The 13097-nt window shown below is 70.0% G+C and carries 12 protein-coding genes; 6 read left to right on the top strand and 6 right to left on the bottom strand.

All coding sequences use genetic code 11. The annotated features are described in order from the left end of the window. Nucleotides 1-58 precede the first annotated feature (58 nt). Nucleotides 59-241, bottom strand: a complete 183-nt coding sequence (gene mmpA, locus ACWIHY_RS03080; protein WP_454373791.1) for a morphogenic membrane protein MmpA — start codon at nt 239-241, stop codon at nt 59-61. A 51-nt stretch (nt 242-292) separates the two neighbouring features. Beyond that, nucleotides 293-994: an endonuclease V gene (locus ACWIHY_RS03075; RefSeq protein WP_454373790.1), complete on the bottom strand. Its 702-nt coding sequence runs from the start codon at nt 992-994 to the stop codon at nt 293-295. A gap of 34 nt (nt 995-1028) precedes the next feature. On the opposite strand from ACWIHY_RS03075, the gene ACWIHY_RS03070 reads away from it, so the two are divergent. Further along, nucleotides 1029-1328 carry a YciI family protein gene (locus tag ACWIHY_RS03070; RefSeq protein WP_454373789.1) on the top strand — a complete coding sequence of 100 codons (300 nt, stop codon included), beginning with the start codon at nt 1029-1031 and terminating at the stop codon, nt 1326-1328. Nucleotides 1329-1454: 126 nt separating this feature from the next. On the opposite strand, the gene ACWIHY_RS03065 is transcribed toward ACWIHY_RS03070, so the two are convergent. Then, nucleotides 1455-2552 (bottom strand): oxidoreductase, encoded by a 1098-nt coding sequence (locus tag ACWIHY_RS03065; RefSeq protein ID WP_454373788.1) that lies wholly within the window; start codon nt 2550-2552, stop codon nt 1455-1457. 173 nt (nt 2553-2725) lie between these two features. On the opposite strand from ACWIHY_RS03065, the gene ACWIHY_RS03060 reads away from it, so the two are divergent. From ACWIHY_RS03060 to ACWIHY_RS03045, 4 genes are all read left to right on the top strand, one after another. Further along, on the top strand, nt 2726-3142 hold the full coding sequence (locus ACWIHY_RS03060) for an SsgA family sporulation/cell division regulator (protein ID WP_454373787.1): 417 nt from the start codon (nt 2726-2728) through the stop codon (nt 3140-3142). A gap of 316 nt (nt 3143-3458) precedes the next feature. Continuing rightward, nucleotides 3459-5075: an ABC-F family ATP-binding cassette domain-containing protein gene (locus tag ACWIHY_RS03055; protein ID WP_454373786.1), complete on the top strand. Its 1617-nt coding sequence runs from the start codon at nt 3459-3461 to the stop codon at nt 5073-5075. A gap of 196 nt (nt 5076-5271) precedes the next feature. Further along, nucleotides 5272-6246 (top strand): acyl-ACP desaturase, encoded by a 975-nt coding sequence (locus tag ACWIHY_RS03050; RefSeq protein ID WP_454373785.1) that lies wholly within the window; start codon nt 5272-5274, stop codon nt 6244-6246. Nucleotides 6247-6520: 274 nt separating this feature from the next. Continuing rightward, nucleotides 6521-7438, top strand: a complete 918-nt coding sequence (locus tag ACWIHY_RS03045; RefSeq protein WP_454373878.1) for a chitosanase — start codon at nt 6521-6523, stop codon at nt 7436-7438. A 1-nt stretch (nt 7439) separates the two neighbouring features. Here ACWIHY_RS03045 and ACWIHY_RS03040 read toward each other — a convergent pair whose 3' ends face one another. From ACWIHY_RS03040 to ACWIHY_RS03030, 3 genes are all read right to left on the bottom strand, one after another. Beyond that, nucleotides 7440-9023, bottom strand: coding sequence for a GMC family oxidoreductase (locus ACWIHY_RS03040; RefSeq protein ID WP_454373784.1), 1584 nt, complete (start codon nt 9021-9023; stop codon nt 7440-7442). A gap of 79 nt (nt 9024-9102) precedes the next feature. Further along, nucleotides 9103-9342 (bottom strand): WhiB family transcriptional regulator, encoded by a 240-nt coding sequence (locus ACWIHY_RS03035; RefSeq protein ID WP_454373783.1) that lies wholly within the window; start codon nt 9340-9342, stop codon nt 9103-9105. Between the two features lie 108 nt (nt 9343-9450). Beyond that, a complete protein-coding gene (locus ACWIHY_RS03030) occupies nt 9451-10425 on the bottom strand; it encodes a multicopper oxidase domain-containing protein (RefSeq protein WP_454373782.1) in 975 nt (324 codons plus the stop codon). Nucleotides 10426-10601: 176 nt separating this feature from the next. On the opposite strand from ACWIHY_RS03030, the gene ACWIHY_RS03025 reads away from it, so the two are divergent. After that, entirely contained in the window at nt 10602-13091 is a 2490-nt protein-coding gene (locus ACWIHY_RS03025; protein WP_454373781.1) for a ThuA domain-containing protein, read from the top strand. Nucleotides 13092-13097 lie beyond the last annotated feature (6 nt).

Below are 13097 nucleotides of genomic sequence, written 5' to 3'. Positions count from 1 at the left end.
CGGTGCGATGCGCGGTGGGGCGATTCGCCGCGACGTGCGTACCCCGGCAGCGGCGGGGTCAGCCGTTGCTGATCCAGCCGGTGAGGGTGTAGATCATTCCGCCGGTCCAGCCCAGCGCCGCGAGGCCCCCGACCAGGATGACGAGGTTCGTACGGCGGCCTGCGCGGTGGACCGTGACGGACTCGGCCGCCCTGGGGGGCCTGGGGTGCGTCGGGTGCTCGGGGTGCGTGTATGCGGTCATACGATCACCCTGTCCGATTAAGGCAGTTCAAACATCCGTACAGGTACTCAGTTACGTGGTTGTTCCGAAACCGGCACCAATCACCTCGCGCAAGGCGCGGCGGCACAGAGTGTCCGCCGCGCGGGTCGACTCCGGGAGCCGGAAGGCGGGCGCCAGGCGCAGCGTGTGTGCGCACGCGTTCCCGAGGCTCACACGATGGCCGACGGAGACGAAGACCGGCTTCACGCCGTCCTGGGTGCGCAGGGCGCGGCCCACTTCCTGCCCGGCCCCGTCGAGGAGGGGCGATTCGGCGCCACGGCGGGGACCCGGTTGCTCGTACGTGAACGTGAACGGGTTCTTGGCCACACCGATGGTCGCGAGGCCCGTCACGACGCCGAGGTGGCTGGCCAGGCCGAAGCGGCGCGGGTGGGCCTGCCCGTATCCGTCGCAGACCACGAGCCCGGGGTCCACCGACAGGGAGTCGAGGGCGGCGAGCACCGTCGGGAGCTCGCGGAACGCGAGCAGGCCGGGGACGTACGGGAAGTCGACGCGGCCGACCGCCGTGGCCTCCTCCACGACGGTGAGCGTCGCGGCGTCGAGGACGACGGCCGCCCCGGCGACGACGTCACGCTCGTCGTCGTACGCCACGTCCACGCCCGTGACCAGGCCGGTGCCGGGGGCCGGGCCCGGCTCGTCGAGCACCACGCGGGTGCGCAATTCGTCCTGGATCGCTCGGGCTTCGGCTTCGTCGGCGGGGGAACGCAGGCTCTTCATAGTGGTCAGAAGGATACGGGGTAGCCTGGCGATCATGTTCGTTATGGAGTTGACCTACACCGCACCCGTCGAGCGCGTCGACGAGCTCCTGGAAGCGCATGTGGCGTGGCTGGACGCGCAGTACGAGGCGGGGATCTTCATCGCCTCGGGGCGCAAGCAGCCGCGTGACGGCGGGGTGATCCTGGCCGTCGCGGACGACCGGGCGCGGATCGAGGCGATCGCGGCGGCCGACCCCTTCACGGTGGCGGGCGTTTGCGCGTACCGGATCACCGAGTTCGTGGCGACGAAGACGGCGCCCGGACTCGCCGCGTACCGCGAGCAGTTGCCGGCGTAGCGGCGGGGCGGGGCCCGGGGGGCCTCCTCTTCCCCCACCTCCCCGGAGCCGGCGCGGCTCGCCGTTCCGCCCCTCGGCCGTCCGGCGCCGAGGACCCGGTCCGGGGCGGTGAGGTGGCGCCCCGCGTCAGGGTTCCAGGCGCGCCACTCGGCCCTTCTCGCCCGAGGCCCAGCAGCCGAAGTCGCCGGCGCAGTCGACCGTGTCGTACGAGCCCGTGTCGATCGTCCGCCAGTTGCGGCCGCCATCGAGCGTGAGGTCCGTCCCCGTGGGGCCGACCGCCAGCGCACCGGACTTGGTGTGCGGCAGCCAGGTCACGCCCGAGCGGTACGCCGGTGGCGGGGTACCCGGCCGGCGCCAGGTGCCGCCGCCGTCGCCGGTCAGCGCCGCCGCCTGCGGTGAGGCCTGGCCGGTGTGGTAGTCGCCGCCGACCGCGACCCCGTGGCGGCGGTCGCGGAAGGCGAGGCCGAAGACGCCTCGCGCCGGGTCGCCCGCCGGGATGCCGGAATCCGTGGCGGTCCAGGTCAGGCCGCGGTCGGCGGAGTGCAGCACCCTGCCCGCGGCACCACCGCCCGTGGCGAGCCAGACATCCCGCGGCCCCGCGCTGACCAGGCACTGACCGCTCGCCGCGAACCCCGCCTCGCCGTCCTGCGCGGCCGGCATGCCCGCGTCGGGCAGGACCGTCCACGACCTGCCGCCGTCACCGGTGGACAGGATGCGGTACTTGCCGTCGACCGGGTCGCTCATCGCGAGACCGTTGCGGCTGTCGAAGAAGGTGACGCAGTCGTAGAAGGCCCTCGGGTCAGTATTGCGGAAGCTCTCGGTCCAGGTCGCGCCGCCGTCCCCGGTCCGGAAGATCCGGGACGCCTCCCCCTCGCCGATCGCCAGCACCACCGCGCGCCGGCCGTCGAACGCCTCGACGTCGCGGAACTCCAGCCCTTCCGCGCCCGGAGGCGATACGTTCCGCCAGCTCCGCCCGCCGTCCGTCGTACGCAGCACCGTTCCCTTGGAGCCCGCCACCCACGCGGTCTTCCTGCTGACCGCCGCCAGGCCCCGGAACCGCACGTCCTCGCCGGTGTCCTTCAGCTGCCAGCCGGGGCCCGAAGCCTCCGGTGATGTGGGCCGCGTTCGTACGTCCGCCTGCGCCGGCGCGGCCAGGGCGGCGGCCAGCGCCGCCCCGCACAGGCCCAGCGACACCATTCGTCTCGTCTTCCCCATGCCCCTCATGGCGCTGGAAGCTAGCCCACGGCGAGTACGCCGTCCAGGGTGCGTTGCCCGCCATCGCCCGCGGCGAGTGCCAGTGACGCAGGTCACATCACCCCCGCATGCACGGATTCCCGCGTTCTTACGTCTGTCCCTGTGACAGGACGCATCAACCGAACCGTGAGAGGGAGCAGGCCTTGCCTCCCGTGATTGAGCAAGCCGTGCAGGCCCGTCTGGTCTCGTCCGCACCCCGGATGGAGACGGTCTCCGCGACCTTGCGGTACGACCGCGCGGACCCGTTCGCCGTACGCATGGCCTTCCCGCCCGCCGCCACGCTGGAAGGCGTCGAGGTGTCCTGGGCGTTCGCCCGCGAACTGCTGGAAACGGGCATGGAATCGGGGGCCGGGCTCGGCGACGTACAGGTGCGGCCGTACGGCTACGGCCGGACCGTACTGGAATTCCATGCCGCGGAGGGGACCGCGATGGTCCACATCCGCACCGCCGACCTGCGCCGCTTCGTCAAACGCACGCACGCGCTCGTCCCCGTCGGCGGCGAGCACCTGCACCTCGACGTCGATCACGACCTGGCCGAACTGCTGCGTGACGCTCTGTGACGGGGCGCACCCTCGAATAATCGGTTGGCATCCCTCGGGGCCGCGACGTACTTTGGTCGTGGCCCTGTTGTCGTCGATCGGAGTGGACGTTGCTCGTCTGAGGTCCTGAGACACCGCGTCGCACAGCTCACGTCTGTGCGCACCGCGTGCGACCTCGGCACTTGAGCCGTCCACCCCCGGACCGGGGCCACTTCGCCGCCCCGGACCCGGGTCCCGGCGAAGGACCGTCACTCTCTCCCCGGCCGTACGTCGCGCCCGCTCCCCCGGTGTCTCCACCCGTTGCCCGTGCTTCGTTCCCAGCAACCGGGAGGCCACCTTGTCCACCTTCCCCACCCATCTCAGCTGTTCCGCGCTCTCCTTCGGCTGGCCCGACGGAACGCCCGTATTCGACGGCATCCAACTGGCCGTCGGCCCCGGCCGAACCGGGCTCATCGGCCTCAACGGCTCCGGAAAGTCGACCCTGTTGCGGCTGGCCGCCGGTGAACTCACCCCCACCAGCGGCAAGATCCAGGCCGTCGGCGAGGTCGGCCATCTCCCGCAGGACCTGGTCCTCGACACCGCGCTGCGCGTGGACGAGGCCCTGGGCATCGCCGAAACGCGCGCCGCACTGCACGCGATCGAGGCGGGCGAGGCCACGGAGGAGAACTTCACGGCCGTCGGCGACGACTGGGACGTCGAGGAGCGCGCCCGCGCCACCCTCGACCAGCTCGGGCTCGTCCGGATCGATCTCGACCGGACCATCGGCGAAGTGTCGGGCGGCGAGTCGGTACTGCTGCGGCTGGCCGCGCTGCTGCTGCGCCGCCCCGGCGTACTCCTTCTCGACGAGCCGACGAACAACCTGGACCGCCACGCGCGGGAGCGTCTGTACGCCGCCGTCGAGGCCTGGTCCGGCGTGATGATCGTCGTCAGCCACGACCGTGAACTCCTGGAGCGCGTCGACCAGATCGCCGAGCTCCGCGAGGGTGAGGTCCGCTGGTACGGCGGCAACTACTCGGCGTACGAGGAGGCGCTGGCCGTCGAGCAGGAGGCCGCCGAACGCATGGTGCGCGTCGCGGAGGCCGACGTGCACCGGCAGAAGAAGGAGCTGGCCGACGCACAAGTGAAGCTGGCTCGCCGTAAGCGCTACGGGCAGAAGATGTACGACAGCAAGCGCGAGCCGAAGATCGTCATGAACGCCCGCAAGCGGGCCGCGCAGGAGTCGGCGGGCAAGCACCGCATCATGCATGCCGAGAAGCTGGCCGAGGCGAAGGAGCGGCTGAGCGGGGCGGTGGACGCGGTGCGCGACGACGACGAGATCAACGTCGTACTCCCGTACACGACCGTGCATCCGGGGCGCAGGGTGCTCACGCTGCGCGACCCCCGGCTGCGGTACGGGGCCGGGGTCACCGGTGAGTTCGAGGTGCGCGGGCCGGAGCGGGTCGCGCTGACCGGGCGGAACGGGGCGGGCAAGACGACGCTGTTGCGCACGATCGCCGGGGAACTGGAGCCGGTCTCGGGCGAGGCGCTCACGCACGTGCCGCTGCGCTTCCTGCCTCAGCGGCTCGACGTACTGGACGACGGGCTGACGGTGGCCGAGAACGTGGCGCGGTTCGCGCCCTCGGCGACCAACAACGCGATCAGGGCGCGACTGGCGCGCTTCCTCTTCAAGGGGGCGCGGGCGGATCAGCCCGCCGGGACGCTCTCGGGCGGCGAGCGGTTCCGGGCGACGCTGGCGGCGCTGCTGCTGGCCGAGCCGGCGCCCCAGCTGCTTCTGCTCGACGAGCCGACGAACAACCTGGACATCGCGAGTGTGCGCCGGCTGACCCAGGCCCTGGAGTCGTACGAGGGCGCGCTGATCGTGGCGAGTCACGACGAGCCGTTCCTGGAGTCGATCGGGATCACACGGCGGCTGGAACTGGGGCGGGAAGAAGACGAGGTGGCCGATCAGGGATGAAATGTGACGGTTCAAGAATCGGGGAGGGCGTGAGATGCCTCTCGGCGCGACCGCCTGACCTGCACGCATAACCGAACGTAACGGGACATTGCAAACGGGGACTTGGCTCAGCTCTTACGACCCCCTTAACCTACGGTCACGTAACCTACGAAGCCGTAGGTAATTTATGCCCCCGCCCCCGTCCCCAGGAGCACCAGTGACGATCACCTCTCCCCAACTCGGCAGTTCGGACGCGTGGACCGACGCCCGACTGCTGTACGCGCTGGAAGAGGTGGTGGAGAAGGAACTCAACCGCCATCTCAAGGTTGCCAAGGACTGGATGCCGCACGAGTACGTGCCGTTCTCCGACGGCCGGAACTTCCCGGGCATTTTCGAAGACGGCCAGGCCTGGGAGCCCGAGCAGTCGAAGGTCACCGACATCGGCAAGATCGCCCTCGTCGTGAACCTGCTGACCGAGGACAACCTCCCCAGCTACCACCACGAGATCGCCTCCCTCTTCGGCCGCGACGGCGCCTGGGGCACCTGGGTGCACCGCTGGACGGCCGAGGAGGGCCGGCACGGCATCGTGATGCGCGACTACCTGCTCACGTCGCGTGCCGTCGACCCGGACAAGCTCGAGCAGTTCCGTATGCAGCACATGTCGGAGGGCTTCGAGTCCGACAACCGCCACTCGATGCTGCACTCGGTGGCGTACGTCGCCTTCCAGGAGCTCGCGACGCGCGTCTCGCACCGCAACACCGGTCACCAGTCGGGCGACCCCGTCTGCGACCGCATGCTGGCGCGCATCGCGACCGACGAGAACCTGCACATGGTCTTCTACCGCAACCTGCTGGGCGCGGCCTTCGAGATCGCCCCCGACCTGACGATGCAGTCCGTGCGCGACGTCGTCGTCAACTTCCGGATGCCCGGACACGGCATGCCGGGCTTCGAGCGCGCCGCCGCCCAGATGGCGATCGGCGAGATCTACAACATGCGCATCCACCACGACGACGTGCTCCAGCCCGTCCTGCGCTACCTCAAGGTCCTGGAGATCGACGGGCTCGGCCCGGAGGGTCTCAAGGCGCAGGAGGAGCTCGGCCTGTACATGAACGGGCTGGACTCCGAGGCGAGCAAGTTCGACGAGAGGCTGGCCGCACGCAAGGCCCGGATGGCTGCCCGCGCGGCCTCCTGACCCTGCCCGCTCCCCGCTGTACGCCGTCACCACGGCACAGGCCGCGTCGCGAACGTCCTGTACCGGGTGGCGGCGCAGCTGTTTCAGCAGCTCGCGCCACGCCCCGCTCGTACGGTCCGCGCCCGTCGGGCTCCAGCAGCCGGTCGGCCTGGAGTCGTGCGGAGTGGACCACGGGGGATTCTGCCTGCCGGGGGCGCGCGCCCCCACTGGATTGCACGGGGAGCACCGCGCACCGCCCCGGCAGGTGACCCGTACGCTGTGCGGCGTGAAACCACTGACCCGTCTCGCGCTCGTGGGCGCCCCGCTGGCCATCGCCGCCTCCATCGTCTTCGGTGGCGGCTCGGACGTGCCTCTTTCCGACGCCCCCGTCAAGGGCCAGGACGTGGCTGCGGACCGCCCGGCGAAGCAGCCGAAGCCGCAGACAGACCTGGAGATACGCACGCAGAAGAAGCTGGACGAGCGGATCGCCAGGATGCCGGCCGGCCTCGCGTCTCCCCGTATGAAGGAGATCGCTTCGCAGATCGTGGCGAGCGCCGAGAACTCCACCCTGAACTGGCGCGGTCAGTACGGCTTCATCGAGGACATCGGTGACGGCTGCGGCTACACCGCCGGCGTCGTCGGCTTCTGTTCCGGCACCAACGACATGCTCCAGCTCGTCGAGGGCTACACCGAGGACCACCCGGACAACCCGCTCGCCGGCTACCTGCCCGCTCTCCGCGAGGTGGACGGCACGCCGTCCCACGAGGGCCTGGACCCCGGCTTCCGGGCGGCGTGGGCGAAGGCCGCCGAGAGCCCGGCGTTCCGTGCGGCGCAGGACGGGACCAGGGACAGGATCTACTTCGGGCCCGCTGTCCGCCAGGCGAAGATGGACGGCCTCGGCACACTCGGCCAGTTCGTCTACTACGACGCGATGGTGCTGCACGGCCCGGGCCTCGGCCCCAAGGGCTTCTACGGCATCCGCGAGCAGGCGATGCGGTCCGCGAGGACAGTCGCCGAGGGCGGCCGGGAGGAGGCGTACCTGAACGCCTTCCTGGACGCCGGACGTGCGGTGATGAAGGTGAAGAAGGCGCACAAGGACACCTCGCGCATCGACACCGCGCAGCGCGTGTTCCTGCGGAACGGGAATCTGGACCTCAGGCCGCCGCTGGTGTGGCAGATGTACGGCGAGACCTTCCGCATCCCGGCTTCCTGAGCTACGCCCGCGCATCCTCACGGATCAGTTCCGCCGCCTTCTCGGCGATGGCCACCGTGGGCGCCTGCGTATGCCCCCGCGTGATCCGCGGCATGACCGAGGCGTCCACGACCCGCAGGCCCTCCACTCCCCTGACCCGCAGCCTCGGATCGGTCACCGAGCCCTCGTCGGTGCCCATCCGGCACGTGCCCACCGGGTGGTAGAGCGTTTCGGCGGATTCCCGGATCGCCCGGCCCAGTGCCTCGTCGTCCACGATCCCCGGGTACGGCGCCATGGGACCCGCCGAATACGGCGCGAAGGCGCTGTCCGCGAGAAGGGCTTCGGCGTGCCGCACACCCGCCACCAGTCGCCGCAGATCGGACTCGTCCGTCAGATACCCGGGGTCGATGCGGGGCGCGGTGGACACCTGCCCGTCCGCGAGGGTGACACGTCCCTCGCTGCCGGGCTGGAGCAGTACGACACCGATGGTGACGCCGTGCTCGGCCGGCGGCGTGAGACCGTGGTTGACGAACGGCACCGGAGCGTAGATCAGCTCGATGTCGGGCGCCGCCAGTCCGGGCGTACTGCGCACGAACGCGACGGCCTCTCCGACGTTCGAGGTGAGCGGCCCGCGCCCGGACAGCAGGAAGCGTCCCACGTTGGCGAGCGTGTCCGCGCCGGTCAGGGTGACCGGCAGTGGGCAGCGCACGGCCACCGCCGTGGACAGGTGGTCCTGCAGATGGCGGCCGACGTCGGCCGAAGCCGCGCGCACCTCGACGCCGACTTCACGAAGGTGTTCGGGATCCCCGATGCCGGAGAGCATCAGCAACTGCGGCGATCCGATGGCACCCGCGCTGAGGATCACCTCCCGCCGGGCGCTCAGCACCTGCCCCGTATCCGCCATCACGCCGGTGACGCGCGTGCCGTCGAACACCAGCCTCCGCACCCGGACATCCGTGACGACGTCCAGATTCCGGCGCCGCGCGGCCGGCTTGAGGTAGCCGTCCGCCGTGCTCCATCTCCGGCCCGCGCGCTGATTGACCGGAGTCAGGGAAAAGCCGCTGGGGTCGGGAACGTTCAGCTCCGGGAGCTCCGTCAGCCCCGCTGTCCTGCAGGCGTCGAGGAAGGCCGCCGTGGTGGGGTTCGGATCACGCGGCGGCGATATGAACAGCGGCCCGTCCGTCCCGTACACCGAGGCGCCGTTCGAGCGGCCCGCCCAGCGTTCCGCCCGCCGGAAGTACGGCACGATCCCGTCGTACGACCACTCGGCGCCCGCCGCCTCGCCCCAGGCGTCGTAGTCGTCGCGGTGCCCCCGCACCCACATCATCGCGTTGACCGACGAACATCCGCCCACCCCGTGCCCGCGCGGCCAGTACAGCTCGCGCCCACCCAGCTCGCCCTGCTTGGAGGTGCTGAAGTCCCAGTCGTACGACGACTTGAACAGCTTGGGGAAAGCTGCGGGGATCCGTATCTCGGTCTTGCGGTCCTTGCCGCCCGACTCGACGAGCGCGACGCGCACCGTGGGATCCTCGGAGAGGCGGGCGGCGAGCACACAGCCCGCCGAACCGGCCCCCACCACGACATAGTCGTACACAGTGCTGCTCAACGCTTCTCCCCCCGGCGGTTCGCGGACGGTGCTGACCTCAGCATGTACGGCTCGCAGCCGCCGTGCCAGGGGGCATGGGTCAGCGCGCGTCCCGCCTGAGGCGCAGTCTCTCCTTTTCGGACAGTCCGCCCCAGACACCGAAACGCTCGTCGTTGGAGAGCGCGTATTCCAGGCAGGCCACCCGCCCTTCGCAGGCGCCGCAGAGCTGCTTGGCCTCGCGGGTGGAACTGCCGGGGGCCGGGAAGAAGAACTCGGGCCCGGCCTGGGCGCACAGTGCGGTCTCCTGCCAGGAGAGTTCAGTGGTGATGTTGATGGACATGCGCCACACCCTCCGCCGAACAGATCAACATCCGCTCAACGTCCGATGAACGGCGGTCCGCCGGCTCCGAGGGGACGGCCCGGGCGGGCGAGCGGGAAGCCCCCGCTCCTAGTGCGCGTGCTCCTTCGGATGGTGCGGCTCGTACCCGGGGACCGTTCCGTCGGGCTTGGCCACGAGGAAGAGTCCGGCCATGCCCATGTCGGAGTGGCTCTGGACATGGCAGTGGTACATCCACGCCCCCGCCCCGACGTGTTCCCCCGCGATGATCTGGAACCCGAACGAGTCGGCCGGCCCGGTGATCTTGTTGTCGATCACGCGACTGGGATCGTCGGGACCGGTCAGCAGTCCGGTCCGGTTGTCCGCCCACCGATGACCATGGATGTGGAACGTGTGGTAGAACTCGCCGTGCGTGATCATGACGATCTCCACCCGGTCGCCCACCGTCGCCTCGAAGTCGGGGCTCTGGTGGCCGGGCTTGTTGTTGATCGTCATGTCGTTGAAGACGATGGTGAAGGTCTTGTCCGGCAGGATGTCGCCCTTCCGCCGCACGATCACCCCGCCGTAGAGCCCCTTGCGGATGCCGCCCGTGCCGTGGTCGGTGCCCACCGCATGGTCGTGGTAGTGCCAGTACCCCGCGCTGCCGGCCCGCCAGGTACCGTCCTTGCGCCGCCCCGGGACGTGCGTGCGCCAGGTGTACGTCCTGGTCCCGCCGGGCTCCACATGACTCTTGCTCAACTTGGTGCCGTCACTGGCGATGTCGTAGTCGACACCGTGCGCATGAAGGCTCACGGGCACATCGAGCGTGTTCTCGAACTCGATGTGTACGGTGTCGCCCTCGACGATCTCGATCAGCGGGCCCGGCACCGATGCCTTGCCCTTCTCGAAGCCGTAACCGAGTTGCCCGTCGGGCAACTTCTCGGCGTACATCTTCAGCCGGTGCACCTGCCCCCCGGCCGGCGCGGTCTTCGGCGGGCCGTCCGCTGCCGCCGAGGGCGCGGACTCCGCGAGCGACAACGATGTCACGCCGGTCGCCGCGACCGCGCCACCTGCCAGCAGCCGCCGGTTGAAACTTCGTCTGTCCATGGCCCAACTCCCCACCGAAGTCCCGGAGATTGACGGGCACACGGTAGCGGGAGCGGCTCAGTTCATCCACACCAAGGACAAAGTTCGCGCTATTCCGGTCATGTCTCTTGGCGCGTCGCGAAAAGAGGTCTAGCTTCATCGGCTGTTCCTGTGACCACTGAGGGATGGGTGAACACATGCAGCGCGCACCACATCACCGGTCAAGACGCCGACGCGGCCTGACAGCCGTTCTGACGGCCGGAGTTGTCGCATCCGGCCTGCTCGGCGGCACCGCGGCCTCCGCCAAGCCGTACCCAGAACCTCCGCCTACGACAACGTTGTCGCTACCCGCCCTGCCGTCTCCGCCCGGTGGCGCGAATGTCCGTGTGCTCGTGTTCCACGGATCAGCCGGCGCCGACGAGTCACCGACCGTCGACGCCGGTATCGAGGCCATCGAGAAGATCGGCCAGTCCGGCCCCGCGGCCCAGCGCTTCCGCGTCGAAGCCACGGACGACGCGACGGTCTTCACCGCCGCAAGGCTGGGCAAGTTCAACGCCGTCGTGTTCCTGACCGGCGGCGGCGACGTCCTGGACCCGGAGCAGGAGGCGGGCCTGGAGGCGTACATGGAGGCCGGCGGCGGCTTCCTGGGCATCCATGACGCGGCGCGCGCCGAGCCGTACTCCGACTGGTTCGGCGGGCTGATCGGCGCACGGCCGGCCGCGGGCGGACCCACGAACGTACAACGCGCGACCGTGGAGACCGGCGACCGGCAGCACCCGGCGACCACGAACCTGCCGCTCCAGTGGAAGCGCCCCGACAAGTGGCTGAACTGGACGAAGAACCCGTCGGGTGACGTCCATACCGTGGCGCGCGTCCGAGAGGCGACGTACAAGCCGGGAGCGAGCGCCAACGGCTGGGACCACCCTGTCTCCTGGTGCCGCGACTACGACGGCGGCCGGTCTTTCTACACCGGCATGGGCGGTACGGCCGAGTCCTTCCAGGAGGCGGACTTCCGCGACCACCTGCGCGGCGCCCTCCAGTGGACGACACGGATCGCACGCGCCGACTGCAAGGCGGGCATCAACGCCCACTACAAGGCCGAGCGCCTCACCGCGCCCAACCAGCCGGGCCAGTCCGACCAGATCGGCGAGCCGCACGGGCTGGTGACCGCCCAGGACGGCCGGATCGTCTACATCGGCCGGGGCGGCGGCGACAGCAACGCGCCGGTCGTCACCGACTGGAACAACCCGGACATCGGCAAGGGCCAGGGCCAGATCCACGTCTACGACCCGAAGACCAGGAAGGTGACGCTCGCGGGCGCCCTCACCGTCTTCGGCAACAAGGGCGGCGGGGACGAGCTGGTCAAGAACGAGGAGGGCCTGCTCGGCGTAGAGACGGACCCCGACTTCCTGACCAACGGCTGGGTGTACCTGCACTACACACCCCACTCGCGGATCAACCGCGACACGCACATGGCCGAGCGCCGGGTCTCCCGCTTCACCCTGGACCTCACCACCAACAAGCTGGACCTCGCCTCCGAGAAGATCCTGCTCAAGTGGCCGGTGCAGATTCACAGTTGCTGCCACTCGGGCGGCGGCCTGGCCTGGGACTCGAAGCAGAACCTCTACATCGCGACGGGTGACAACAACTCCTCCCGCTTCAGCGACGGTTACTCCGGCAACAACCCGGAGCCGAACTTCAAGGGCGTGTCCTTCGCGGACGCCCGCCGTACCGCCGGCAACACCAACAACCTCAACGGCAAGATCCTGCGGATCCACCCCGAGGACGACGGTACGTACACGCTCCCCGAGGGCAATCTCTTCACCGGCAGGGAGCCGGACGAGGGCGGCGGCAAGACGCGCGGCGAGATCTACGTGATGGGCGTGCGCAACCCGGCCCGGATCGCCGTCGATCCGAAGACCGACATCCTGTACGCGGGATGGGTCGGCCCGGACGCGGGGGCGCCCAGCACCACCTGGGGCCCGGCGAAGTACGACACGTTCGCCGCGATCACGAAGCCGGGCAACCACGGCTGGCCGTACTGCATGGGCAACAACCAACCGTACCGCGACCGCAACCTGCCCGACCCGAGCAAGCCGCTGGGCTGGTACGACTGCGCCAAGCCGAAGAACGAGTCGCCGAACAACGACGGCCTGGTCAACCTCCCGCCCGTCACGCCCAACACCATCTGGTACTCGCCCCAGGGCGGCGGCGTGGACTACCCGCGCGATGCCAACGGCGTGCCGAGCTACAAGCAGGAGGAGCAGAAGCTGCTGCTGCCGTGGCTCAAGGGCGGCGGCCAGGCCACGATGAACGGCCCGGTCTACCGGTACGACGCGACGAGCGACAGCAAGGACAAGTGGCCCTCCTACTGGGACGGCAAGTGGTTCGTCGGCGACTTCTACGACGGCGACCAGCCGCGCCACGCGGTGCTGACCGACCCGAAGACCGTCGGGAACGGCGGGCTGCCCACGCACGCGGAATCGCTCAAGAAGATCATTCCGGTGGGCGCGGACGGGATCCGCAACCTCATGGACTGGAAGTTCGCGCCGGACGGCTCGCTCTACGTCCTCGACTACGGGCGCGGGTTCTTCACCTCGGACGCCAAGTCGGCGCTGTGGCGCGTGACGTACAAGGGCGGCGGGGCGACACCCGCCGCCACGGATCTGGCCAGGAAGGCGGAGTAGGCAGTG

The organism is Streptomyces sp. NPDC055287 (genome assembly GCF_053646035.1).
Note: the sequence above shows the minus strand (reverse complement) of the source record. Positions and strands in the feature narration are given on the sequence as shown.